Source organism: Desulforamulus putei DSM 12395, assembly GCF_900129195.1.
Taxonomy (GTDB): Bacteria; Bacillota; Desulfotomaculia; order Desulfotomaculales; family Desulfotomaculaceae; genus Desulfotomaculum; species Desulfotomaculum putei.
This window is the reverse complement of record NZ_FQUY01000001.1, coordinates 1-26,082: the sequence shown is the minus strand read 5'-3', so window position 1 is coordinate 26,082 and position 26,082 is coordinate 1. Positions and strand designations below refer to the sequence as shown.

Here is a 26,082-nt window from a genome sequence, read left to right as displayed (position 1 = left end):
CATCTGTGACTTTTTACCAAGACTGTATTCCGTATTCCGAACAGACAACTTCTTCTCCCACTTTAAATGTACTATCCCTCTCATTTCGGGCTCCATGGAACCAGATTAGGGCGTGGGTCCAGAATGGATTCATATTGTTCGGCAATACCATAACGAGCCAATGGATCCAGTTTTTTGTAGCGATAATATTTATACAGCCGGTCCTCCGGTTTCATCCAACCCAGGTGTTTAAGTCTTAAAGGGTGATTTTCACCTTTCAAATGCAGAATATTTATGGGAAACCTGCCGCAGTGGAGGGGGGTTTCCCGCCAGCGGTAAGCAAATCCCGGAACATACCTGACCATAAACGGTCGGAAGGTTTTGTGGGCACACCAGTATGAGTCCTCCCGGTAGTGGGTTTCGGTCCACATATCAAATAGCCGGAAGGCATACCAGTACAGATCCTTTTGTTTTGCCAGAGACTTTAGCACTTCCGGAGCATTGTCTTCAAAAACTTCATCGGCATCCAGGATTAATATCCAATCCGGTTGACTATCAACTGCCATTTGCCAGAGTTTCTTTCTCAGTAAAATTTCATTGTTAAAACACGAGTTTTCATTAATAGCTATTGTTAAGGGAAACCCTGCCAAGACTTTTTTGCAGACCTCTACTGTGTCATCCTCACTGGCGTCATCCAGAATGACGGCATTATCGATATATTGTTTTGCCTGTTCCAGAACTCTGTCCAAATATCTGCCTGCCTCATTTCTGACTAACATGGCCAGTGTTATTTTATTTCCTGCTTCTCTTTTGTGCTTCCCAACACTGACTTTTGTATTCTCGGTTTTTCTACTCTTTGCACGGATTTTCTTTTTATACTCCGTCAGTTTAGCAAGCTCTGATTCCCTGTACATATGAAAAGGCGGGTAGTGGGTATCAGCATATAATTCCAGTCCAAGGGCCACGGCCCGGATACAAAAATGCCGGTCCTCTCCCCAGAATCCGACGTTATAGATCTCGCTGAAAGAAACTCCCCTGGACAGGGCCTTTCTACTGAGCAAGGTGCAGGCCCCCAGACCTCCTACCTTATAGGTACCGGGCTTTGACAACATATCCAAAAACTCCCGCGTCCTTTTCTCTACATCTTCCTCAGTGAGTTCCTGACCCCTTGGGGCCTGGAATAACCGGTACTGATCAGCTGCCCAAACCTGGGGTAGGGGTTGTAGGTCAGGCTTCCACTTGGTCCAAAAGACTTCGGAAACAATGTCTTTCTGAAGGGAAATCAAATGCTTGATGGTTTTGGGATGAAGATATAAATCAGAATCCACAAGGAATAAATAATCGTAACCTTCTTCATAAGCCATTTCGAGAAATTTATTTTTAAAGGCAGCTACCTTCCAAATGAGTTCCTCGTGCCAGTAATGGGTCTGCTCGTTACAAACATATTGATCAGCTGACTTTATCTTAATAATCCGTACATTGTTCTTTCCCCTGGCGAAATGGTCCAACAAAGAATGTTCGTTATTGTCATCAATAAAAACAAAATCCATTTGCAATCCTGATTTGTCTAATTTCTCCAGGGACTCAAGAAATTCTTTCAGGATCACTTCTTTTTGCTTAACAGGACTCGCCACCAAAACCCTTTTTGTCATCCATATCACCTTTCCAACGAACGAATAATTGACGGTGCCCGGGTATCACCTCCCACAGGGGGCGGCATTCTTTCATCAACAGCAAAAGCAAACGCGTGACCAGATCTTTCATCTTGTCTAAGGCACAAAAATACTTCCCTTGGTATCCATTATCAATCATTAAAGCATAGGCGTGGATTTCCCGAGCGGCAACAGAAATGTATTCATGGATCGGTTTCTTGGCAGGCAGGAATTCGAGTTTCTGAACCAAGGCAACCAGCCGCCCGGTCAAAGGGAATAGTTGGGATTCGGGGTCTGATTTTATAATTAAATGATGGATTTGCAGCAATAATACAATCAGAGCCAATGATAGAATTTTATCTTCAGGGAACAACTTGCTGCCTCCGGTTTTTAAGGCATGTACCAGGTCCCCGGCAGCTTCCGAATATTGTTTAAGATTTAGAAATGTGATCCCCCTGATCAATAGCAAATCCCCTTGTTCCGGCAACATGGACAGTGAGTTATTAAGAAATTCAAGAAGTCTCTCCATATGCCCCAATCCCCATAGACCGACGGCCATATGGACAAGAGCGTCCTCAAAATATCCCTCCGAACCCCTCATTTGAGACAAAGCTTCATCCAGACAGCGAACACCTTCGGCAACTAGCCCCCTTTGGAAATGTTCAAGGGCCAGGGAATATAAAAGAAACGGGTCCCCGGGTTTCTTTGCCAGTTCCCTGTATATGATTGAAGTGTTTCGGTTAAATTTATCCTTTCCAGCCAACTCTGTGTCTAAATAACCGTAATGATAAATCACCAAAGGCGCGCTAGCCAGCCCCTTCCCCCCCGCAGCTTTTAAAATCGAAGGTGCCACCTGCTCATGAATAGCGCCGGTAAAGCGATAGGAAGGCTTATTCCGGAACAGCCTTAGCACTTTGTCTGTGGTAAATTCCCGGCCGTCCCCGAAAAAATTTTTAATCGTTAAAAAGTAACCTTCCACTTCCGAATCATTGAGCAATTGATAAAACCCCTCTGTGCCTTCGGGCGACAGAACTTCATCAGCGTCAAGGATCAGAATCCAATTACCAGTCGCTTGCTCCAGACCAAAATTTCTGGCCTGCGCAAAGTCGCCGGTCCATTCGGTATGAAAGACCCTGGCACCTGCTTTTTGGGCAAGCGGAACGGTATTATCCGAAGACCCCGTATCCACAACAACGATTTCGTGGACCAAGTGTTTAACACTATTAATACAGGACAAAATGCAGTGCTGTTCGTTTTTTGTAATCAAACACAGGCTTACTTTCATTCTTTCATTCATACGCCGACTCCACCGGCCCCGAATTTGTATTTGAACAACTCCTCTACAAGATTCACTTTATCCTGATAAAATCGGTCCAATTTTTGAATCCCTTTTGAAGATGTACTCAGGATCCTTTCCAAAATCGAAGTCACCTGTTTTAGATTTTTGACCTCATCACCGGGTCGATCCGGTAGATAGTGATGGCACAAGTTAAGCAGATCCAGAAAGCATTGTACCATTTCTTCCTGGCTCCCCTGCCTACCCGAAGCTGTCACGCCGTTTTGCAGCATGAAACGACATATCCTTAACAGTGCCCTGGCAGTGGGCCTTAATTGCTTATTTTTCCACATGGCAAGGGCCAGGTTCCGGCACTCCTTTACACAACCCGTTAACAGGAGAGCCATGGACCTGTGGGTTACCGCCATGTTTGAGAATTGACTGTCCGGGGGGATACGTTCTAAAGAAATTAACCCTTCCTGGAAATCCCCGGCGTAAATACGGTAACGTCCCAGGTGGTATAAAATTTCGTCCGTCACATGCCGACTAACTTCGGAACCCGTCAAACACTTTTTTGCCAAACCAGGATAGCCGTAGGTAAAAAATAACTCTGCAATACATAAAGCAAGGGGGCTATCGCTTAAATAACCTTTCTTCTCAAAATAAGCAAAGGCGGACCGGGGGCCATGATGGGCCAGCATCAATAAAAATAAACTGGTCACCGGATAATAGTACCTGTTATTTGCATCTAAGGCCTGCTCATAGCAAGCCTTTGCGATGTCCGGTCGGCCCATGTTTTCCCAACAATATCCCATGTGAAAATAAGCAAGAAAGCTGCCTGCCCCCTGCATATGTGTGTATAAGACCGGGGGAACGCCACATTTGACAGCCTCTTCAAACCATTTGACAGCCAATTTATACTCCGCTTTCTCTTCCAGGGCAATCCCGGTCAGGTAATAGATATCTGTGTAGTCGGGATACCGAAGGGCTGCCTCCTGGCCCAGACAAATGGCTTCATCAAATTTTCCCAAGGCATTTAAACAGGTAGAAAGGTAGCGCAGGGCCGGCATGCGGAAATGCAAATGGTTGTCGGTTAGGTTCCGGTAAGCACTTTCCAGGTACGGCTGGGCTCGGGCAGGTTTACCCAAACCAAGCCATTCAACCCCCAAGTAGTATTGAAGAAAAAAGTTCTGCGGGTCTGCCGCACATGCTTCCTTTAGTGCCTTTAAATTGCGGCCTCTTTTGCGATTTCGCTCCTTCTGTGAAACTGTCTGATGTTTTATAATAATGTCCTCGGCAAATCCAACAGCCTCATTTTTATGGATAATAACCTGCTCGTGTATACGGCCTGCAAAATAATGATCCTTTGTGTTTTTAAACAACCGCAGTACCATAAAACGATTATATTCTCCGGTTGATTCGTTTACAGGATAGTCCAGGGGCAGCAGATAGGCTTCAATTTGTTCATCTTTTTCAACCGTCTTCCTCAATTGACCCGGTTCACAAAACAACCGCTCATCTGCGTCAAGGGATAAAATCCACTGCCCACTGGACCTGGCCAGGGCATAGTTACGGGCGGCGCTGAAATCTCCCTGCCAGGGGTAAGTATATATTTTGTCGGTATACCTGCCTGCAATTTCCAGAGTGTTGTCTGTGGAACCCGTATCCACAATGACGACTTCATCCACCTGGTCTTTGGCACTTTCCAGGCAGGCAGCCAAATTAGCAGCCTCGTTCTTTACAATCATAGCCAGAGTAATAGTGTTGTTCATTCCGGTCGGACCCCCTCTGCCATATCCCCGCTCCGTTGAATCTCATCCACCAACTCTGGTTCAATCCCTTGGCGCCAGTTCTTATAAAGTTCTATTTGTTTTAAATAATATTTTGGTTGGTGGGGATCCAATTCTATGGCATGCCGGTAGTGAAGGTCGGCTTCCTTAAAATTGCCTGATTCACGGTGAGCTTCCGCTAAAAGAAAATGGGCCTCCCCACTGCGGTTGACGGTTAAATATTCTTCTAGCAATGCCACGCTTTTTTCCCGGAATCCGGCTTCATGGTAAAGTAAGATGAGATCCCACCTATGATCTGCTAAACACTCAGGATCCACCCGACTTAACAGTTCGTTCACTTTCTCGGTTTCCTTTAGATTAAGTAATCTTTTGATTAGATCCAACAGAAGAGCTATCCCTTCTTCTCCCAGGAACATTTTGCGAACAGTCTTTCGTTTTTCTTGAGCCCTCACCAGAAGTTTTAACACGTTTTCTGTCTCCTCAGATAAGCCCATTGCACGCATTTCTTCTACAATCTCACGAGTCTTCTTCCTTTTGCCCTGAACCCAAAAACAAAATAGTTCATTAAGCTTTGCCAGTGGATAAAGATAACTGTCTGAGCTGTAGCCGTTTAATATCCTGAGGGCTTCCAAAAACCGCCTCTCCTGAATCAGACAAAAGGCTTTCCGGTATAAAATTTCAGCTGTGCCATTGCCGGTTTGTATCACTTGCTCCAGAAAATCTAAAGCCAACTGGTAGGCACCCTGTTGAAAGAAAATATTGGCCAGCACTAATTTCGCCTGGGAAGTACTTAAATCAAATACTTTCTCCAGGCATTCCTTGGTATATTCAGGATTTGCCCGGGGATCCAGTATTTTAATAATCTTTTCCAGGGCGGGTTGGAAATTTGGATTATCCCGTAAACTTTTAAGGTAATAGTCTAAAGCTTCTTCATCATTTAAAAACGTTTCAGCAATATCACCTAAAAAATAGAAGGCACGGAAACCCCTGACTCCTCCGAAGGATGCGTATTGAGGCGGTTGTTCCGGTAAGGAAACAGCATGCAGGAAAAGGTCTCTTGCCTTCATGTATTGCTTTAGAGCAAGAAGGCAAAGGCCCCCGTAATAATAGAGATCTGCATAATCGGGAAAGACCCGCAGCCCCTGGGCGATGGTATCGAGGGCCTTTTCCGGCTGCCCCGCAGAATGGTAGGCAAGGACGATATATCGTAATAATTTGGGGAAATAAATGGTTTGGGGAGACGTGTGATTGGCCGTCTCAACAAAAACCTGCGCTGCCTCCGCATACTTTTCAAGACGAAACAGCTCAACACCATAGTGATACCGCAGTAGGTAATTTCCGGGTTGACTTTCCAGCTCTTTTTCGATAATCTTCAGGTTTCTATTTTTCTTGTCCTTTTGATCTATTTGACTATCTAAGTAACCATAGTGCATAATCACGATCTCATTGGCCATTCCGTAGGAGGCCTGTTTATTTTTCTCCAGAATGACATCTGCAATTTGTTCATGGATAGCACCACGAAACCTGTATTCAGGCCTGTTTCTAAAAAGACGAAAAACCACATCCGGACAGGTTTCCACCCAGCCGTCAGCTCCAATATAATTAATGATTTTGATAAAGTAGCCTTCCACATTCTTTTCGGCGGTGTACCTGGCTAAAACATCCCTGCTCTCACGGGCCAGTTCCTCATCGGCATCCAAAAAGAAAATCCACTCCCCCGTCGCCCGCTGGATGGAGGCATTGCGAGCATCACTAAAATTATCATTCCAGTCAAAGGAGTAGACCCTGGCGCCCATCTCCCGTGCGATTTCAGGTGTAGCATCAGTGGAACCGGTGTCAACCACAATGATTTCGTCAACCACACCGGCTACACTTTGCAGGCATCTGCGTATATTCCCTTCCTCGTTTTTGACAATCATACATAAACTAATCCGGTTGCCCATAGGTGATCTCCTTGTAACATTTTTTATTATAAACTATGCATTAAAGCTGTAACTTTCCACACTAATTGAAAATATTCTATATAAAGGCATATATTGCTAATAAATTACACGGGAGGTTAATCTTATGCCTAACTTCAAAATTTTCCAAGACAATCCAGATTACGCGAGGATCAAAATCTATGGAAGTAACAACGTTGCTTTCAACACAGACACCTCCGGTAACCTGGCCATTACTTCAACCGGTCTTGCCATTACTGCTCCTGCCAACGGTCTGACAGTGACGGCTCCTGCCAGCGGTTTATCCATCACCCCACCCACCGGCGGGTTATCCATTACGCCGCCAACCAACGGGTTAACCATCACTTCAACTGGCCTGTCCATTACCGCACCGGCCAACGGGCTGACGGTGACGGCACCGGCCAGCGGTTTGTCAATCACCCCACCCACCGGCGGATTATCCATTACGCCGCCAACCAACGGGTTAACCATCACTTCAACTGGCCTGTCCATTACCGCACCGGCCAACGGGCTGACGGTGACGGCACCGGCCAGCGGTTTGTCCATTACACCGCCCACCGGCGGGTTAACCATTACTTCAACCGGCCTGTCCATCACTGCACCGGCCGGCGGTTTATCCATTACACCGCCCACCAACGGATTACTGATTACAGGTACGCTGGCCAACACACTGGCAACCACAGATGTATCCGCCACAAGGGCAAGCGTTACCAATACAGCTGGTTCACCCGACACAACCTACACTGTCTTGGGTGTTGCAACCTGGACCTTTGGTGTGGTTAACAACTCCCTGGATGCCAACGCACAGGCGCTGGTTAAGCTGCAACTGAGCCCGGACGGCATAAACTGGATAGATGAAGTCAGTAACACAACTATTAACCAGAATTCTATGGCAACCTTTGTGGCCACCACATTCTTAAAGTACGCCAGGTTATACTATGCTGCTGTTAACGCCGCCAGTGCCGTAACGCTGAACATCTTCTTCCAGGGTCAAACCTCTTAACGAAAATGATAGCGGGATGACTGGTGTCATCCCGTTATATTTTATAAAGCTGGTGTCATATTGGTAATCCAGATATTGGGGTTTTCACCGCTGCCAAAATATAGTTCTCTTTGATTTCCTAAAAATGAACTGGTTAGAAAAGAAGGCTTCTTTACCCCTCTTTGGGGTTTACAGGCGTTTCTTTAGTACCGTTCTGTAACAGTAAAGTTTACCCCACAGATTGGATGTAACCGCAGCTTTGGGGATATTAAAAGAAACCCTTCCGGCAAAATTAAGTCCAATTTCATTGACAGTATCCATAAATTGCTCCAGGCTAATATTGGGATAATCAAAGGTGAGAACGATAAAACCATTTTCCTTTAAGGTTCTTTTAAACTCCTGTAGGGACATTTTTATGTCTTGAAGATTCATGTGCTCTAAAACAGATATACAAAATATCTTATCAAACTTTTTATCATCATAGGGAAGTGACGTAAGATTGCATTGTTTAAAGTGAATCTTTTGACAATATTCAAGTAAAGCTGGTATAGAAACTTTATTCCCACAGTCATTTAGTATGTCATTTACAATTTCTTCCGTTGACAGTATTCTTTTATCCAGATCGCAGGCATGAACTTCCTTACAAACATCTGATAGATAAAATTTAAAAGGATGACAAATCCCACAACCTGCATCTAAAACAACATCCCCAGCGCCTGTAAATTTACTGGCCCATGCATACTCATAGTACCTGCTCCACCAGGTTGGAGGAAGTTCATAAATCATAAAGTCCACTTTGGGGTCACTGTAAACAAAGAACCTTGAATCATATTTTCCCATAATAATTCTCCTTTAAAAAACTTCATAAAAAATTTGCTGATACGGGAATCCTACAATATATATCTGTTTTTACTTGCATCTTTTCACGGTCCTGTTTGGAAAAACCCAAATCAGCAGTTAAATGCTGGCGGATTTTATCACCATCCAGGACCTCAACTTTAATCCCCCATTTTCTGAGCTTTTCCTTGAGCAAGTGGCCGATGGTAGTTTTACCTGCTCCGGACAGTCCCGTTAACCAGATTGTTACGCCCCTGTTCAGGATAAGCTTTTTCTCTGACATTTCTCTAACTCCTTTGGAAAGCTAATGTTTTCATTTATTTTGGAAAAACCTGCAGTGAATGTACGCTGCAGGTTTTATACTTTTCTTTATTTGTCAAATGACTGGATATAATTGTGCTTTTTCTTTTCTTATACACAGGTAGTGTCTTCTACGCAGATAATAGTTTGGGCACACAGATTGTTCAGAGTAAAACTGACGGTTACGGGACCAGCAACAGTATTAGGACTCTGGGTGGTAGTTATTGCCGCAGGATCGGTAGTGATAGACGAAGTAATGGAAAACGCATCTTGACAATCGCAGGACGTTACACCGGAATTAAATGTTAGTGCACCGGAATTACCTAATACATCACAAAACTCTTCAAAGGTTCCGCCGTTATGTGAGAAAGCATACTTTAACTGAACATCATAGGAGAAAGAAATTGTCGGAACCGGATTAATGGTAAACGCTACATTGTAGAGAACTGCGTTGGCCTCCGACGGGCTACCTAAACCAACTGGTGTATATGAAGGAGTTGTACAGGTAACCGTAAAGGTTTCTGTTCGGTTCAAGGTAGTAATTTCCTGAACACAGATTTTTCTGACAGTCATAGAAAGACCTCCCTTAATTATAAGTTACTGTATTATATTCTAAGTGTTTACATTTGTTACAGTTAGTGTGATTTTTTCTATTGTTACTTGGTTTTCCATGTATTGACCAACTTACAGAAACCGCACCAAAGCACTTTTTTTCGCATAAGGTAAAGACAAAGGCTAAAACCGGAGGTCTTTATTATGAAAGGGACAAAACATCCTTTGATCAGTCTCTGTATGATTGTGAAAAATGAAGAATCCAATATCCTTCGCTGTCTAACTAGTGTAAAGGATTACGTAGATGAAATTTTGATCTTGGACACCGGTTCCAGTGACAGGACACCAGTTCTGGCCCAAGAACAAGGGGCCAGAGTCTTCTTTGGCCGGTGGGAAAATAACTTTGCCAAGGCGAGAAATAAAATTAAGCAACATGCCCGCGGGGAATGGATTTTTTACCTGGACGCAGATGAAGAAGTGCCCCCGGAAACCGGACGGTCGCTGCGGCAGTTGGCTCAACATACCAAGGCTGAAGCCTTAACCTTCAGCATTATTAATTACACTTCTGCTGCGAATGTACAAAAATGTCGTGGCTTAAACATACGAATGTTTAAAAATAACCCAAAATATTGCTTTGAGGGCGCCTTGCATGAACAGATAGCACCCAGCATTCTACGTAACAATCCTTCCGCTTCCATTGTATATTCGGGTTTAGAAATACTGCACTATGGTTACTCCCTTGATCATCCGAAACGAACACAAAAAAATCAGCGCAACATCACCATACTGGAATGCATGCTGGCAGAAAACCCCAAGGATGACTTTACTCATTATAATCTGGGGGTTAGTTTTTACGTGAGCGGCCAGTTAGAAAATGCAAAGCACCATTTCCATCTAGCCAAACAGTATGCGAGCAAAAACTCCCACTACCTGCCGGGATTGTATCGCAATTTTACAGTCTGCCTGGTGGATCTTGGAGAGTATGAGGAGGCTCTAAAACTATCTCAAGAGGGATTGTCTTTTTTTCCCGATTACCCTGACCTCTACTATCTGCAGGGGCAAATTTATTCAGCAATCATGCTTTTTGAGCTTGCGCTGGAACGTTTTAGGCAGTGTCTGAAATATAACAAGATTAACCCGAATTATATCTCTATGGAAGGTGTACAGAGTTTTTTAGCTTATGAACAGATGGCAGATATCTATATGCGTCTGCAAGACTGGGAGGAAGCCTTGCAACATCAAGTTAAGGCTGTGCAAACCGGGGGTACTTCCTATACTTCATTCCTTCGATTGGGATTACTGGCAAAACAATATTATAACAATCCGGAAGACACGATAAACTTTTTGCAGTTACACTTACCTCAGCTTAGTCCGGAGGAACGTATTAAATTGCTGTTCGACATGGGTGAGTATCACCTTGTTTTACGAGAAATAAACGATCTACCGCAACCGACGCCTGAAAACTATATTATTGCTGCTAAATCTGCTATTTATTTAAAAAAATGGCAATTGGCCAGGAATTTTCTTTCACAAATTCCTCCTTCAAACGAAGAAATCGCTATCCTGGCGTCTATATGCCGGGTACTAAGTAATGATATAGGTCAAACAGGATATTGTCATATGGATCAGTCAGACCGGTTCTTAGCACAATTAATTAATCAGGAAGAAATCCTATCAGGAGACGATCCTATTACTCCGTCTTTGTTTAATTTTGCTTACCAATTGGTTACCTTTGATGAGTCTAAAAGTGTAAAGTATTTAGAAACTATCATTAATCCTTCACACTTGTCCTTTCTTTACAGCCAACTGGGACAGCAAGCCTTCACCCGTAACAACTACAACCTGGCGGAAAGACTCTTTTCACTTTCCCTGATCCATCAAAAGAAAGTGATCAACTACAAGTGGTTTGGTCTAATCAATATCTTTACAGGCGATATATTAGAGGGGATAAGGTTTATCCGGCATTCCTGTAATTTGGAAAAGGACAGCCAAAACTATATTTCTTTATTAACTGCTTTAACTGATTTTTTCCAGCAATCCTTAAGACATCTTGTTGTAAATTGTCCTCATATTTCGACAGTACATCAACACCTGTCAGGGTTAGCCCGTTTTAAGAAGAAATTGACCGGAAAGGAAGAAATACTTTGCCAGTAAACATAAGTCTGTGTATGATCGCTAAGAACGAAAGTGATTTTATAGGCAACTGTCTTAAAAGCGCCTTGCCCTATGTAAACCAAATCATTGTTGTGGACACCGGTTCAACAGACCAAACCCCGGAGATAGCCCGAAACCTGGGTGCTGAAGTCTATTTTTACAACTGGAACAATGATTTCAGCGCTGCCCGTAATCATTCCCTGGAAAAGGCAACGGGGGATTGGATTCTTTTTTTGGATTGTGATGAGGAAATCGACCCAAATCTGGGGCATCATTTGTTAGAGGCAGTTCAATCAAAGGACTACGATGCCTATTATCTCGATGTCAGAAATCTTCTAGGTGGGGACCACGAGGTAACCTTTCAATCTATCAGGTTATTCCGTAACCTGCCTCAATTCCGGTTTAAGGGGAAAATCCACGAGCAGATTTCTGATTCTATTTTTACACATTCGGGATCCGGTAGAATCGGCAGGCTTAATGTGACCCTGCTGCACCACGGTTATAACCCGGAAAGGGTAAATATTCCCTCAAAAATCGTACGAAACGTAGGTTTACTGGAAGAATCTCGGAAAGATCAGAACTGCCAGGACGGCTTTTATCTTTATAATGTAGGAATTGAATACATCAGGCAAGGACAATATCAAAAGGCGCTGGAAAACTTTATTGAGGCATTAAAAGTAACCAATCCTAATTCCGGCTATGCTCCACCGTTAGTCAATAAATTATTAGTTTGCTTGATTGAGCTTGGCCGGTACCGGGATGCTTTAGAACAACTGGCCTATTTCCAAAGCGTTTATCCGGACTACAGTGATTTATTTCTTTTACAAGCCGCCTGTCATATTCGATGTGGCCGTTTTTCTCTGGCTGCCGATAGCATTGAAAAATTCTTAAAAACGCCAGACCGTAATCCAAGATACCCTGTGGAAGGAAAAATCTTTAGCCAATCTCCCAAACAATTATTAACACAAATAAAGCCTTTCCTTTTACAAAAAGCAAAACAATTTCAACTGAGCGTTTGTATTTTGGCAAAAAATGAGGAAAAGAACATTGCCAGGTGCCTGCGCAGCGTTGGTGAGATAGCGGATAAAATTCTGCTGATCGTTACTGAATGCTCGGATAACACCCTAAACATCGCCTATCAAATGGGGGCCAACCTTTACCGTCTGAATTGGTCAGACAGTTTTGCTAAACTTAGAAACTTTGCCTTAAGAAATGCCTCCGGGGATTGGGTATTATTTTTAAACGGGGATGAAGAAATAAATTCGGCTGATCTGGCTGCGTTGGTAGAAGGTTTAAATAACTCCACTTTCATTGGATACAAGATCCGGCAAAGAACTTTTTACGACGCAGTTAACCGGGACAACTATCGGGATCAGGCTGTATGCAGATTAATCCGTAATGAACAGGACCTGTGCTATAAATCCAGGATTATGGAAGATATTGACCATTCAATTGTTGAGAAGCACGGGGACATGTCGCTTTCTTACTTGCCTGTTACCGTTTTCCATTATGGCCCCCACGTAAAATCAGAATTAAAACAAGAAGTATTTCGCAGAAATGTATTTTTATTGGCTAAAGATGTCAGGGAGCGCGGTAAAAATCCCGTGCTACAACAGGAAATGGGATTCCAATTTTATAACAGTGGAAAATATAAAGCCGCCTTAGTACAGTTTCAGGCGGCCCACAATTTATATGGTACAAACATACCGGCCAACCTATTCTGCGGAATTATAAAATGCTTATTTAAATTAAAAAAATACAATGAAATATTACCTCTGGCAAACAAAGCTATAGACTTATACCCGGACTACACAGATCTCCACTATTACCATGGTTTTTCCTTCTTAAAATTAGGTTTTCTACGCTCCGCCAGAGAATGTTTTGAAAAATGTCTACAACTTGGCGATGCTCCCTGGGAAAAGTATGATACTTGTTCCGGGGTGGGTAGTTTCCTGCCCCACTGCCGGCTGGCAGAAATACACTTGCAACAAGGCAATATTGATAAGAGCCTAGAACATTACCGCTCTGCCGTGCAAATCATTGGCGGAGCAGACATGGCCATCCCCCCTCTCACAAATATATTTTTATCTCAATTTCAACCCGAACGGTTGCTAGAATTTCTTAAAGAAAATAACCTGGATAACGTCCGTAACCTTTGTACGGCAGCCGTTGTGGCCAATAAAAAGAAATGCCTGCTGGCAAGTTTAGAACTCTGGCAAATGGCTATAGAAAAGTTAATCACAACAAAGGATTATGAACAGTACCCAGCAATAGCCGCCGCCATGTTCCAAACCTTATCTTATATTTACGCCGAAGCAATTCAACATAATCCAGGAGATGAGCAATTACAAAACATCCGGGAATTTTTTAAGTAAGTAGAACAATACAACTTTCCATCATCCTATAAGCAATCCCTCCATAAGAAGACGTATTTCTCTGTTGCCCAAAGAAAAAACATAAATTTGCATTTTTACCCTTGAATTGATAACCGTATTAACTTGTATTGAATAGCATGTAGTAAAAAAATTTTTTAAGGAGGGATGAGTCTTGTTTCAGTTTAAAACGGATTTCTTCGATATACGAAGAGTTGTACCAATAGAACAAAAAGAACAAGTAGACCAACAACCGGAACCTCAAGAATACGAAACAATCCTTTCAGAACCTGTTGTGCCTGAAGTAAATAATGAAAATATGTCTATACCAGAGCCAGATCAGCCAGATGCTGACCTTTTAAAAGAGTCGGAAAATGATAATGAATTAGTAAGAGATCAGTCAAAAGTTTCTGGTGTTCACGTTTTTTACCACCCTGGCAAAGTATGCATTGATACCCTCAACGAAGGAGTGGTACAAGACTGTTCCAACACCCCCGTATTTATAATCGGACTTACAAGTGGTGTTATAGCTAAAATACCGGTGGTTCTGGCGGAACTGGCAGTGCAGGTAAACATGCATTCAACGATTACGTTACCCGAGCGGGCATTGGAAATAAAAGAAATTAAAAAACGGGTAAAGCTCACTCAGTGCTTGCTATTGCAAGACCCCGAAGAGCAAATTCCACCGGTGCTCTTTCTCAAAGGTTTTGTCCGTAACAATATTTCTTATGCCGCAAGGGGTTGTGCCAATAGTCAGGGAGTATGCGGCGATATACGGCATTGTACTGTAGATGTTCCTTTTACCTGCACAACACAAGTAGAATTCAATGGTGCTGATCCGATAATACCGGTTATTAACACAGAGAATGAGTTTGAATATTTTAAAAGGCAGCCTTTATTCAACCGGTATTTTGCTGAAAAAGATGAGCTACTTTCCGGCGACTTCTCCGAAATTAACCAGGTAACATATGAATTCTACAATGAGCTTCCCTATTGTGAGCTAGTCAGCAGCAGGATTATTGAGTACGATGAATTTATTAACCGTACCCGACCAGGTAACGACTTGCCCTTTGAAGAAAAAGAGTTTTCGCAAATAGAGGACAAAATGGTTATTTACCTAACAATAAAGGTTTTGCAAAAACAACAGGTTAGCATTCCGCCTTTTATGAATGCACTATTGCAAAGAGATCAGGTACTGGAGGTCAACAAAGAAAATCCGTTCTACAAACCCTTGGAAGATATAGCAACCAACGTGCGGGCTGAAGAAGATTTTGGTTGTGAAAAAGATGAGATTGTCCAAACGGAATTGCAGGAGTCTGATCTACCTGTTCAAGACCTGGAGTGGTCACGGTCAGACATGGCTAAAGAGGAGACTGCCGAGGAATTCCCCAATGATACTCTGCCCCTTTGGCAACCGAACACCACCGAACTAGAATCCTACCATGAGGAAACTTCCGATTCAACCCTGGAAAACCCCGAGGATCTTTTGCTATCAGACACCACTGAACCGGAACCCTCCATTGAGGATACTTCCAATTCGCCCCCGGAAGGTTTCCAGGATCTTTTGCAACCGGACACCACTGAACCGGAACCCTCCATTGAGGATACTTCCAACTCGGCCCAGGAAGATTCCGAGGCTTTTTTGCAACCGGACACTTCAAACGAAGAACATCAACCTAAATTCTTTGACCCACCCACAATAACCTGTCCGTTTAAACGCACATCTAATTGATTGGATTAAATAAGAAACTGCAAAAACTAGGTTTTAGTCCAAAAAATGTAACCGGTATCAGGCTAAATGAATATCATGCACTATAAAATTATAAAGGGGGATTAACTAAATGTCCAAAAACGACTTGCCCGATCAGCCCCAAGGCGAATGGGGAAAAAGCAAGAGCCACGCAACAGCAACCTGCGTTAACGTAACCGGCGGAACCCAACCGGACTGTGTAAGCACAACTGTTCCCCTAACGGCTATTACCGGCCCGGTAACTGTAAAAATACCTGTGGTCCTGGCTGAACTTACCGTACAGGTGAACATGGACTCCATGATTACCTTACCTGAGCCTGCATTGGAAATTAAGAGGATCAAGAAGCGCCTGAAAGTGACCCAATGCTTGCTGCTGCAGGACACCAATGTGCTTTTCCTTAAAGGCTTTGTCCGTAAAAACATTGAATATGCTACCCGTGGCTGTTCAAATCTTGAAGGTGTTTGCGGTGACATTCGTCATTGCACCGTGGATGTTCCCTTTAGCTGCTCAACACCCATTACCTTTAACGGGGCTACACCTGCCACTCTGAGTCTAAATACTCGGGATGAATTTGAGTTCTTCCGCAGACAGGATCTGTCCGACCGTGAATTTGCAGAAAAAGACTTCTTGCTTTCCGGTGATTTCTCTGAATTTAACCAGGTTAGCCAGGAATTCTTCAATGAACTTCCTTTCTGTGAATTGATCAGCGCCAGAATCGTTGAGTTCGATGAGTTAATCAATCGTGTACGCCCGCACCACGCCAACCTGCCCTTTGAAGAAAGAGAGTTCAGACAAGTGGAAGAAAAAATGGTTCTCTTTATCACTCTGAAGATTTTACAAAATCAGCAGGTTACCATTCCTTCGCAAGACTAAAAATATGACCTGTTTTAGGTTTTTACATTTCACCGATATTCTCCGGGAAATTGAATTTACAAGTTTTCAGGGAAAATCCTTTTGTTTATAGAATTTGGGGAAGTAACTACACGCCCTGGGGCTGTAGCATTACTTCCTTCTTTTATTTCAGCCCATAGCGTTGCATAATCTCCAATAATTTCCATATTTTACTTTTATCCTATTCCATTCATCTGTAATTTGCTACCCCTGCAGGAAAATTTTGATAATATTTTTACAAGATTGGTAATTCAGGAAAGTAAAATCGCCCATTCTTCTATATGGTTTTTTTTCCATAAAAAGTAACACAAAATGTTGGAGCTGAATAACATGCAGTAAAATATTTAAAGGAGGATTGCTACAATGTCAGGATGCTTCCCACCCCCGAAACCAAAGGGTAAAGTCGTCACCGGCGGCGTTCAACCTGAATGCTCCAGTGTTACAGTACCTATTATAGGGCTTGCAACCGGGGCTACAGTAAAAATACCGGTTGTACTGGCAGAATTGACTCTTCAGGTGAATATTAACTCCACCATCACACTGCCGGAACCGGCATTGGAGATCAAAGATATTAAAAAACGGGTGAAAGTAACACAATGCCTGCTGTTGCAAGATCCTATGATGCCAGCCGGACCCGCCACGCTCTCTATTAAAGGTTTCGTCCGTAAGAACATCGATTATTCCACTCGTCTTTGCTCCAATACCGAAGGGGTTTGCGGGGATATTCGTCACTGCACCGTTGACGTACCCTTTAGCTGTATGGCGCCCGTCATCTTTAACGGCGCTACACCGGCATCCCTGTTGCTGAACACTTCGGAGGAGTTTGAATTCTTCCGCAGCCAACCCCTGAAAGGCCCCGGTTTCGCAGAAAAGGATCGACTGTTGTCAGGAGACATCTCTGAGTTTAACCAGATCAGTCAGGAATTCTTCAATGAGCTTCCTTTCTGCGAATTAATCAGCGCCAGGATCGTGGAGTTCGATGAGTATCTTAACCGCAGGCGCCCCAAAACCGCTGTTCTACCCTTTGAAGAGAAAGAATTCCGGCAATTGGAAGAAAAAATGGTTCTCTTCCTTACCCTTAAGATTCTCCAGAACCAGCAGGTTGTGATCCCCGCGAACGGAGTCTAATAGGTTAGATTTAGAAAACACTCGAAATCTTGTTTCGAGTGTTTTTTCTTGTTGAAAAATGTCACCTAATACCATAAAGAGGAATAAATTAACAACAAATACATGCAAGGAGGTTGCCTATGAATAAGAAAGAATTTAAACAATACCTCCAGGCTATGGTTCATTCCATGCTGGAAAAAGTGCCGGGTTATAATGAATTTGATCCGACGGCAGATTTATCTGAAGATTATTTTTCAGATGATTTCCAGGAAGATCCCTCCGAAGACATTCCTGAAGAATTGATTGAAGAACTATCCAATGCCCTGGAAAAGCTGGAAGCAACCTATGGTTTTGGAGATGACTGGGGAAACATCCACGAGTGGGGAGAACTGACTGATTGGGCCGGTATGAAGGATGCCGATGGCTACGGCAGTAGTGACAGTTGTGGTTTCAGTGATCCCTGTGATTGGGAAAACCCCTGCCATCCTAAAAAGCCCTCCCACAAACCCAAATTCAAAAAACATTTCAATGATGACAAGTGGCTGAAATGCTTTATCTTCACCTGTTTAAAGCTAAAGCTTATTCTTTGCTTACTTAAAAATGGTAAGTTTGGGTTGAGGGAGATTAAGAGGGAAATTGAACTTATTGAAAAGGCGATCTTCAACCCGACCTTTGGTTTAAAGGAGATTAAAAAGGAAATCAGGCGTATTGAATGCGGTATTTTTAGTCCTACCTTCGGATTGCCGGAAATTAAGTCTGAAGTATCTGCCATTGAATCCGCTATATTTAGTGAAACCTTCGGTCTCCAGGAGATCAAGTCCGAGGTATCAACACTCCTGTTTGAATTTGAGCAGTTCCTGGCTGCCCAGGGCCCGGCCCAGAACCTAACCACCGGACCTTTCCTGGCAACTGCGGGCGAGACGGTAGCTGAAGTAAAAGCATTTAACGCCACCGCAACATTCCAAAGCGTAACGTTCGAGATATTTGAAATCGGCACTTGTCCACTCTCGCTTATTGACTCTGTGGCTTTCCTAAATATTACCCCTTGCTGCGGTTCCTTCGCCTTGCTTACTCTGAACAATTTACTATTAACCGATATTAATGTCATTATTAACGCTGAAGCCAGCGCTTCCTTTGGCATCTTCCTCTATGCTGCATCCAGGGCAACAGCAACTGGACCAAAAGTAACCGAATTCTTCTCCGCAGACTTCCTGCCCCTGGGTACCATCTGCGTATAACCCATCGTCTCCCGCGCCGGTAACAACCGTTACCGGCTCTCCTTTTTTCCAGGGGTAAATCTTATCTTTCTCTGGCAGTTCAGTAACAATCATCATACTTTGTCATATTATGTAAAAGAAAATGTTTGAAGGAGGTCTATCCTGTGAACAACTGGGACGACGACAACCCCTGGGGCAAGTGGGGTAAAAAATGCGATCATGATAACACTTGTGGCAGCGACCCGTATGATGATGGATTTGACTTTGACCAGGATTCTATCCTGCTGCACAAAATTATTAAAGCCCTGTGCATTCTCAAGCGGGAGATAGCAAAGTGTGAAGAAATTCTTTGCAATCCAAAGTTTGGTCTAAAAGAAATCAAGCGTGAAGTACGCAATATTGAACGGGGTGTATTCAGCCCCACCTTTGGACTGCCGGAAATCAAATCCGAGGTTTCGACGGTACAAACCATTGTTGGCGGCATCATGGATATGATTGACAATCCTACCTTTGGATTGGAAGAAATCAAAGCTGAAGTATCCGATATATTAACCATCGTTACCGATATTGTGCTGAACCCGGTCTTCGGCATCAGTGAAATTAAAGCAGAGGTCTCCAATATTGAAACCGCGATCTTCAGCACGACCTTCGGTCTGCAGGAGATTAAGTCAGAAATCAGCCAGATCCTGGCCAACCAGGGCGCCAGCCCCTTCTTGACCACCGGTTCTTTCTTTGTAGACTGTGATGAACTGACCATCCTACTGAAGGCTTTGAATAACACAGATACGGTCCAGAGTGTTACTTTCATTATACGTAACCTGACAGACTGCCCAAGTGTTGATTCAACTGAGGTAGTGGTCACAATACCGGCGTGCTGCAGCGAGGATACAGAAGTAGCGATCCCCGGTACCGGGCAAAGAAATCTCGAGGTCAGAGCTATACGCAGTTCTGCCACCGGCGTCCTGGTTTACCTGGCCACCAAGACCGGCGCACCTTTCAGTATGGGGAGCAAAGTTAATGAATTTAAACATGCAGAGTGGATACCCGTCGCCACCTTCTGTACCTAAACCCCGGTCGGTAACTCCGGTTGCCGACTCTTTTATTTTCACAGCAACCCGACATTCGGCATATACTGGCTTAGAAAAGCACATGGAGGAAAGACATGATTTCATTATGCATGATCGTCAAAAATGAGGAACGCAACCTGCCTAGGTGCCTAAACAGCGTAAAAGACTGTGTTGATGAGATTGTTATTGTGGATACCGGTTCAAATGATAATACTGTAAAAATTGCCGAACAATTTGGCGCCAAGATTTTTCATTACCAATGGAATGAGGACTTTGCCGCTGCTCGTAATTACAGCCTGGACAAAGCAACCGGGGACTGGATCCTATATCTGGACGCCGATGAAGAACTGGAACCCAACTGTTGTGAACGTTTAAGGGCCCTGGCTAGAACCTCCCTATATGAAGCATACTTCTTCCAAATTATTAATCTGACAGACGGCAATGATCCTCTGAAACATATTAATGTACGGATGTTTCGTAACAAGCCGGAATACCGCTTTGAAGGGAAACTTCACGAGCAAATTATCAGTTCCATCACAGCCAAAGGCAGTCAACAGCCGGTGGTTAACTCCGGGATTTGTATTATCCACTACGGCTACCTTGCTTCAGAATTCCTGGCCAAGAACAAGGCGGTTCGGAATCATCGTATCAACCGGCGCTTGGTGGACGACGATCCCAACAATCCCTTTTACCTGTACAGCCTGGGGGGGTCCTGTGTTAACTTAAACGACCTCGAGGGCGCCATCGCCCATTACCGCAAAGCCCTGCAACACGTAAATCTGCGGGCCATGTATGCCCCCAGCATCTTTATATCCCTCATATCCTGCCTCTTGAAAACGGGACGACTTGCTGAAGCGGTGGAATATATGGAGCAATGCAAAGCAAACTACCCGGACTATGTGGATATTCATTTTGTTGAAGGGGAGTTTTACCACCAGTTGGGACATATCAGTCGGGCCATCCCCTGCTTTGAAAAGTGCCTCCAACTTGGGGAGCAACTAACAGGCAAATACACATCCCGTACCGGGGTAGGGAGTTTTCTCCCGAACTTTAAACTGGCTGAGATTTACAGAGATGAAGGTGATCTAAAGAAAGCCCTTCAATACCAAATTGAAGGACTAAAACGAAAAAACAGCGATATGAACCAATATATAACATTGGCCCAAATTTTGAAAAAATCCCTTGGCAGCGGTCAACTGGTTTATGAAACTCTAAAGGCCAATGTCAAACATAAAGATAAAGTCACGGAACGCATGATGCTGGCTCGTATGCTCTATGAGATTGAAGAATATGATCTGGCAGCTACGTTATTCAGCGAACTGCCGGCGAAAAAAAAGGAAGTTGCTTATTACAAGGCCATGGCCTGCATGAGGACTGGACGCTTTGACGAGGCATTACAAAATCTGAAGCAAATCCGGGAACCTCATTTATATGAAAAGGTTATTGAAGAATTACTGATCGCTCAGTGGACTTCGACTCCCCCAATGGATACTCTTCCCTACCTGGAGCAAGATACTGTTCTGGACCAGGAGTACTGCCAAATCTTGAAAAGTATCAACGAAATCTTATTAGGACGGCCGCCCGTTGCAGAAATCAGTGTGTACAATTATTACTTTGGCAATATCATTAATAAAATCCTGGCTAAAAAAGGTTTTACCGTGGTCGACACAATTTTTACCCACTGCGGGCTGGCGTCGGCGGAGCAAAAAATAGGCTATTTAATGGAAGACGATTCCAATGCCCACAGGGTAGAAATGGCCGGCCGACTGGCGTTGCTGGAAATGAAGAAGGGTACCGTTCAACCAGACTGTCTTTTTGCCTTGAGCAAGTATTTTTATAATAATGACCAGTTGGATTCTGCCCAATCCATCCTTCAGCGGGCCCTCCACATGGCGCCTGACGCCAACAACTATCAAGAGCTGTTAAAAAACATCTATAGCAGGCAAACCCTAAAGATGGTGCTGGCGGCCCTGCGTCATTACCCGGATAACCCTAAATTTAACCGGTGGTTGATTGAGTTGCATCAAACATTTAAGAAAGATACCCGGTTGAAGGGGGTTCATTAAATGTCAAAAACCGTTAGCCTATGTATGATCGCCAAAAACGAAGAGAAACATATCGCCCGTTGTATTAACAGCGCCAAGCCCTATGTGGATCAAATTGTGGTGGTTGACACCGGGTCCACCGATTTTACGGTGGAAATCGCTGAAGAGTTGGGAGCAGAAGTGTATCATCATATTTGGCAGGATGACTTTGCCTTAGCCCGCAACCAATCCCTGGAACACGCCATCGGGGACTGGATTATCTTTTTGGACTGTGACGAAGCGCTGGAGCCGGCAACAGCTCCTTTATTGAGGGAAGTGATCCAGGATGACCACTATCAGGGCTATTGGGTAAATATTGTAAATTTCTATAACAACCAGCCCAGCACCAGTTTCGTGGGTTTTCGATTGTTTCGCAACAGCCCCCGGCACCGCTTTGAAATACCCATTCACGAGCAAATACTACCCTCGGTGATCCGCAACTCGTCACCGGAAAAAATAGGCCAGTCCAATATCACCATTTATCATTATGGTTATGAGAATGACAAAGCTACGCATAAAACCAAAATTGAGCGAAATTTAAGAATCCTTCACAAGGCTATGAAGGATTACGGTTACACAGGGTTTATTCCTTTTTATATTGCGGTTGAACACCAGAAACTGGGGGAATACCGGAAGGCCCTGGAATATTACCGGATATCCCTGCAAAAAACTTCTTTGACGGAATCCTATGCACCAGCCTTAATTCGCAGCATGGTGTACTGCATGTTAAACCTGAAACAATACCAGGAAGGCATAGACTTCATTGATCACTATCTAAAAGCCTATCCAGATTATACTGACCTGGTGTTTTTAAAAGGAACCCTGTACGCAGCACAGGAAAAAATCCCCCAGGCCCTGGCCTGTATGAACCAATGCATAGCCATGGGTTCGCCACCCATCCGGCTTTTCTCAACCCACGGCATTGCGGATGAAAAACCAAAGGCCTTCATCAAAGACATGACAGAGAAATTACTTCGCCAGGGAGCGGAGTACTTTGCTCAGGGCAAATCCTCCCAGGCTTTTACAGTCCTTAATATAGCTTTTAACCAACTAAAAAAGACACCTTTTGAAGAAGTCTTTAATAAAATGATAGAAACCATGTTATCAACCTTATACCAAACGTAAGAAAGAGGAGCAGCGTCCAGGACTGCTCCTCTTTCTTTTTATGTTCTTTGCTTTAAGGAATCCGTACTCTATCCGAAATCTCTGGAACCCAATGGGATCATTATTCTGGGAGTGGGCCGGGATACCACTCCTTCCTCGGGGCAGGAATTTTTTATCAGTGCTGCCACTTCCTGGTATATTTATATGCAGAGGTGGTTTACTTCTGCACAAAAAATACCCCTCAAGAGGGAAAACTCTTAAGGGGTATCATTTTTATTATTTGTTTAAAGTTTTAGAGCATTAAAGATTACGGTAACTGCCTCTGCCCTGGTGGCATTACCTTTGGGTTTAACAGTGTTGTCGGGATAGCCCTTCATGATACCGTTTTTAACTGCAGTGGCAACGGAACTCTTAGCCCAACTGGAAATGCTTGCACTGTCAGCAAAGGTTGTATCGTCGTTAACCACGGTAAGCTTGGCGGCTTTTACAATCATGGCAGCCATTTGCTCACGTGTAATTAAGTTGTTGGGGCCAAAGGTATTGGCATCAAAACCATTGACAATGCCGTAGGCTGCAGCTGTGGCTATGTCATTCTTGGCCCAGTGATCAGCGGTATCCGCAAAGACTTTGCCGTTTTGTGGGGCCAGGTTGAAGGCACGTACCAGCATGACAGCAAATTCGGCCCTGGTAATGTTATTGTTCGGCTTGAAGGTTCCGTCGGGATATCCCTTGGCAATACCACGTTCTACCATTTGCTTAATGGTATTTTCTGCCCAATGGCCTGTAATATCCCGCAATGTAGAAGTGGATGTTTCAGCGGGTTTCTCAGTTGCCTTTTCAGTGGCCAGCACTGCAAACTTGGTAAAGTGGTCAACTTCACCGCTTACTTTGCCTGCTGCCAGGTCTACGGTTACGTTATCCAATTTAACCCAGGTCTTAGTTTCTTCATTAAACCAGTAAATACCTACATCATATTTATCGGCATCAACCTTTGACTTTTCAAAGGTTAAAGTAATAGTTACGGGCCTTTTGAAATCACCGGATTTATCTTTGGTAATCTCAAATACATCACTAATCAGCTTGCTCTTAGCAGGCAAAGGCAGGCCGGATGTGCTGGTTACCTTTTCTACTTTAACCTTAATATCGCTGGCCAAGGCATTGGCAGGGATTACAATGGTGACACCCGCAGCGGTTACCTTACCACCATCCTTTGCTGAAACGGTGGTTTCATTTGACGATACAGAACCGCCACCTCCACCGCCGCCACTGCTGCTGATGGGTGTGTAGGCTATGAACTTGGTGAAGTGCTTGGTCCAGATGACCAGGTCTGATTCCACGTTAATTTTGGCATCTCCATAGTCCGGTATTTCACTGTCAGCTACAGACTGGGAGTCGGCACTGAGAACTCTTGTTATAACAGTAGGAGTGCCGTTACCTCTGGCAAAGGCAGCTGATTTTCCGGCCTGTCCTGGAATGAGCAGTCTGACTGCATGACTGAATTTCAGTTCCATATCGGGCAAACCTACTTCAACCACCGCACTTACATTACCATTGCTTACACTAACACTGTTATTAGCCTGGACAGTAGGTAGCTTAATGGTGCCATCCCAGCCGGCCGGGCCAGTTACTGTGGTGCCGTCAGGAATTTCAACTGCAACAGTTCCCAGGGTGGTCTGGGCCTGGACAACTACCAGCGGCATAGTTGCCTCTTTGCCTTGTGCTGTGCTTTGAGTTGTAACTTTTATTTTTGCTTCGGTTACCCCGGCGGGTACGGTAACCGCAATCGGAGTAGTGGTATCACTTACAGACACAGTTTGGCCGGAAGCTACCGTAGTAGGTTCCGGCAGCTTAATTACTGTAATGGTATAGGTTTTGGTGGTAGTACCGTCCTGGGCGGTTACCAGAATGTTTATGTCGTTTCTGCCTTCATTTAGAATAATGGCCTGTGAGGCACTTCCGCTGTTTACTATACTGCCGTTAACTTTTACAGTGGCATGACTTTCTGCTGTTATGGGAGTAACAGTAACGCTACCGGTAGTACTGCTAACGGTAGTTTTGTATCTTATGGTATTGGAGTTAAAGGCAGGGTCTAATTTGCCGGAGCTAATAGTTAAACTACTCAGGTTAGCGTTGTTGCTGGGTTGTTCTCCTCCGCCACCGGTTTGTCCTGTTTGTACTGTAAATGTTGTTGTAGCAACAACGTTACCCTGACCTGCAACGACAGTGTATGTTCCTGTAGCTGCATCACTGGCCAATTTAAAGGTTTTTGTAAATGAACCATTGCTAACATCTGCAACATCTACATATAAAACAGTGTTGTTGGGTCGAATAACTTTTATGCTAACTTCAGTTAATGACGTTGTTCCGGCTATTGTAACCTCACTGCCGGGTGTCTTCGCAGAAATAGTATTAAGGGTTACCGATTGATCTGCAAAGGCAGAAAAGGGGACCAGTGTAAGTAAAAGCGCTACAATTGTTAAGACACTCAGTATGCGGTTCTTCACTTTATCAATCCTCACTTTCAAAGGATATAATCGAACCTAGGGGTCAACCCAGATTCGATTATATCTGTTTAGAATTATTTGCCTAATTTTTGCCTAATTCAAGTGCTTGAGCCAGGTTGGTTTGTACGCTGTTTGTGTCGCTGTTAAATTCATCAAAAACAAATACTTTTACCCAATAATTATTGTCCGAGCCATCCACATTAAAGTGGGCTGTTAATCCTTCCGGGGACTGAATATCCTTTTCCAGAGCAACGATACTTACCGGTTCATTGCCTTTCATTAGTTGGAAAATAACTACTTCATTACCGTCATGATCCGAAGCAGCAGAAATACGGTCTACATTGACAGTCGCTTTAATACCGCTTGATCTGTCAAGGTCACCTTTAGCAGTGATTGAGAAAGGCTTAGTATCGTCACCGGCGGTATCGTCTCCAGTGGTACCGTCACCGGCGGTATCGTCTCCAGTGGTATCGTCACCAGTGGTGCCGTCTTCACCGGTACC

19 protein-coding genes are annotated in these 26,082 nt (G+C 43.9%); 10 read left to right on the top strand and 9 right to left on the bottom strand.

Going from position 1 to position 26,082, the window contains the following annotated elements; genetic code table 11:
• Positions 1-80: 80 nt before the first annotated feature.
• From BUB67_RS00090 to BUB67_RS00075, 4 genes are read right to left on the bottom strand one after another with little or no spacing between them, the layout of a single operon-like run.
• Complete coding sequence (locus tag BUB67_RS00090; RefSeq protein WP_073233822.1) at positions 81-1,631, bottom strand: glycosyltransferase; 1,551 nt, start codon at positions 1,629-1,631, stop codon at positions 81-83.
• A complete protein-coding gene (locus BUB67_RS00085) occupies positions 1,597-2,928 on the bottom strand; it encodes a glycosyltransferase (RefSeq protein ID WP_073233818.1) in 1,332 nt (443 codons plus the stop codon). Before BUB67_RS00085 ends, BUB67_RS00090 begins: the two co-directional genes overlap by 35 nt.
• On the bottom strand, positions 2,925-4,679 hold the full coding sequence (locus BUB67_RS00080; RefSeq protein WP_073233815.1) for a glycosyltransferase: 1,755 nt from the start codon (positions 4,677-4,679) through the stop codon (positions 2,925-2,927). The genes BUB67_RS00085 and BUB67_RS00080 overlap by 4 nt, the downstream gene beginning before the upstream one ends.
• Positions 4,676-6,640: a tetratricopeptide repeat-containing glycosyltransferase family 2 protein gene (locus BUB67_RS00075; protein ID WP_073233812.1), complete on the bottom strand. Its 1,965-nt coding sequence runs from the start codon at positions 6,638-6,640 to the stop codon at positions 4,676-4,678. The genes BUB67_RS00080 and BUB67_RS00075 overlap by 4 nt, the downstream gene beginning before the upstream one ends.
• 124 nt (positions 6,641-6,764) lie before the next feature.
• Between BUB67_RS00075 and BUB67_RS00070 the strand changes: the two genes are divergently transcribed.
• The gene (locus tag BUB67_RS00070; RefSeq protein ID WP_073233810.1) at positions 6,765-7,661 is read left to right on the top strand and encodes a DUF6385 domain-containing protein; all 897 of its coding nucleotides are present in this window, start codon (positions 6,765-6,767) and stop codon (positions 7,659-7,661) included.
• A gap of 168 nt (positions 7,662-7,829) precedes the next feature.
• On the opposite strand, the gene BUB67_RS00065 is transcribed toward BUB67_RS00070, so the two are convergent.
• The 3 genes from BUB67_RS00065 to BUB67_RS16080 all read right to left on the bottom strand — a co-directional run bounded on the left by BUB67_RS00065 (position 7,830) and on the right by BUB67_RS16080 (position 9,350).
• Positions 7,830-8,480: a class I SAM-dependent methyltransferase gene (locus BUB67_RS00065; protein ID WP_073233808.1), complete on the bottom strand. Its 651-nt coding sequence runs from the start codon at positions 8,478-8,480 to the stop codon at positions 7,830-7,832.
• A gap of 22 nt (positions 8,481-8,502) precedes the next feature.
• Entirely contained in the window at positions 8,503-8,760 is a 258-nt protein-coding gene (locus tag BUB67_RS00060) for an adenylyl-sulfate kinase (RefSeq protein WP_084127599.1), read from the bottom strand.
• 128 nt (positions 8,761-8,888) lie between these two features.
• Positions 8,889-9,350 carry a hypothetical protein gene (locus BUB67_RS16080; RefSeq protein ID WP_143156973.1) on the bottom strand — a complete coding sequence of 154 codons (462 nt, stop codon included), beginning with the start codon at positions 9,348-9,350 and terminating at the stop codon, positions 8,889-8,891.
• A gap of 183 nt (positions 9,351-9,533) precedes the next feature.
• On the opposite strand from BUB67_RS16080, the gene BUB67_RS00055 reads away from it, so the two are divergent.
• The 9 genes from BUB67_RS00055 to BUB67_RS00015 all read left to right on the top strand — a co-directional run bounded on the left by BUB67_RS00055 (position 9,534) and on the right by BUB67_RS00015 (position 23,097).
• Positions 9,534-11,483: a TPR domain-containing glycosyltransferase gene (locus tag BUB67_RS00055; RefSeq protein WP_073233806.1), complete on the top strand. Its 1,950-nt coding sequence runs from the start codon at positions 9,534-9,536 to the stop codon at positions 11,481-11,483.
• Entirely contained in the window at positions 11,474-13,858 is a 2,385-nt protein-coding gene (locus tag BUB67_RS00050) for a glycosyltransferase (RefSeq protein ID WP_073233804.1), read from the top strand. The genes BUB67_RS00055 and BUB67_RS00050 overlap by 10 nt, the downstream gene beginning before the upstream one ends.
• 172 nt (positions 13,859-14,030) lie before the next feature.
• Positions 14,031-15,587, top strand: coding sequence for a CsxC family protein (locus tag BUB67_RS17085; protein ID WP_073233801.1), 1,557 nt, complete (start codon positions 14,031-14,033; stop codon positions 15,585-15,587).
• A gap of 109 nt (positions 15,588-15,696) precedes the next feature.
• Positions 15,697-16,479 carry a CsxC family protein gene (locus BUB67_RS00040; protein WP_073233797.1) on the top strand — a complete coding sequence of 261 codons (783 nt, stop codon included), beginning with the start codon at positions 15,697-15,699 and terminating at the stop codon, positions 16,477-16,479.
• Between the two features lie 381 nt (positions 16,480-16,860).
• The gene (locus BUB67_RS00035; protein ID WP_073233794.1) at positions 16,861-17,625 is read left to right on the top strand and encodes a CsxC family protein; all 765 of its coding nucleotides are present in this window, start codon (positions 16,861-16,863) and stop codon (positions 17,623-17,625) included.
• Positions 17,626-17,744: 119 nt separating this feature from the next.
• Complete coding sequence (locus BUB67_RS00030; protein ID WP_073233791.1) at positions 17,745-18,842, top strand: hypothetical protein; 1,098 nt, start codon at positions 17,745-17,747, stop codon at positions 18,840-18,842.
• A gap of 143 nt (positions 18,843-18,985) precedes the next feature.
• A complete protein-coding gene (locus tag BUB67_RS00025) occupies positions 18,986-19,888 on the top strand; it encodes a hypothetical protein (RefSeq protein ID WP_073233788.1) in 903 nt (300 codons plus the stop codon).
• Between the two features lie 95 nt (positions 19,889-19,983).
• Positions 19,984-21,954 carry a tetratricopeptide repeat-containing glycosyltransferase family 2 protein gene (locus BUB67_RS00020; RefSeq protein WP_073233785.1) on the top strand — a complete coding sequence of 657 codons (1,971 nt, stop codon included), beginning with the start codon at positions 19,984-19,986 and terminating at the stop codon, positions 21,952-21,954.
• Positions 21,955-23,097 (top strand): glycosyltransferase, encoded by a 1,143-nt coding sequence (locus tag BUB67_RS00015; protein WP_073233782.1) that lies wholly within the window; start codon positions 21,955-21,957, stop codon positions 23,095-23,097.
• Positions 23,098-23,360: 263 nt separating this feature from the next.
• Here BUB67_RS00015 and BUB67_RS00010 read toward each other — a convergent pair whose 3' ends face one another.
• Complete coding sequence (locus BUB67_RS00010) at positions 23,361-25,580, bottom strand: S-layer homology domain-containing protein (RefSeq protein WP_073233779.1); 2,220 nt, start codon at positions 25,578-25,580, stop codon at positions 23,361-23,363.
• A gap of 82 nt (positions 25,581-25,662) precedes the next feature.
• A partial coding sequence (locus tag BUB67_RS16295; protein WP_200798092.1) for a hypothetical protein occupies positions 25,663-26,082 on the bottom strand: 420 nt, incomplete at its 5' end.

Coding starts and splice junctions, on each gene's coding strand:
- BUB67_RS00090 (WP_073233822.1), bottom strand. CDS start 1,631: ATGACAAAAAGGGTTTTGGTGGCGAGTCCTGTTAAGCAAAAAGAAGTG.
- BUB67_RS00065 (WP_073233808.1), bottom strand. CDS start 8,480: ATGGGAAAATATGATTCAAGGTTCTTTGTTTACAGTGACCCCAAAGTG.
- BUB67_RS00070 (WP_073233810.1), top strand. CDS start 6,765: ATGCCTAACTTCAAAATTTTCCAAGACAATCCAGATTACGCGAGGATC.
- BUB67_RS00075 (WP_073233812.1), bottom strand. CDS start 6,640: ATGGGCAACCGGATTAGTTTATGTATGATTGTCAAAAACGAGGAAGGG.
- BUB67_RS00055 (WP_073233806.1), top strand. CDS start 9,534: ATGAAAGGGACAAAACATCCTTTGATCAGTCTCTGTATGATTGTGAAA.
- BUB67_RS00040 (WP_073233797.1), top strand. CDS start 15,697: ATGTCCAAAAACGACTTGCCCGATCAGCCCCAAGGCGAATGGGGAAAA.
- BUB67_RS00030 (WP_073233791.1), top strand. CDS start 17,745: ATGAATAAGAAAGAATTTAAACAATACCTCCAGGCTATGGTTCATTCC.
- BUB67_RS00080 (WP_073233815.1), bottom strand. CDS start 4,679: ATGAACAACACTATTACTCTGGCTATGATTGTAAAGAACGAGGCTGCT.
- BUB67_RS00085 (WP_073233818.1), bottom strand. CDS start 2,928: ATGAATGAAAGAATGAAAGTAAGCCTGTGTTTGATTACAAAAAACGAA.
- BUB67_RS00020 (WP_073233785.1), top strand. CDS start 19,984: ATGATTTCATTATGCATGATCGTCAAAAATGAGGAACGCAACCTGCCT.
- BUB67_RS16080 (WP_143156973.1), bottom strand. CDS start 9,350: ATGACTGTCAGAAAAATCTGTGTTCAGGAAATTACTACCTTGAACCGA.
- BUB67_RS00060 (WP_084127599.1), bottom strand. CDS start 8,760: ATGTCAGAGAAAAAGCTTATCCTGAACAGGGGCGTAACAATCTGGTTA.
- BUB67_RS00035 (WP_073233794.1), top strand. CDS start 16,861: ATGTCAGGATGCTTCCCACCCCCGAAACCAAAGGGTAAAGTCGTCACC.
- BUB67_RS00015 (WP_073233782.1), top strand. CDS start 21,955: ATGTCAAAAACCGTTAGCCTATGTATGATCGCCAAAAACGAAGAGAAA.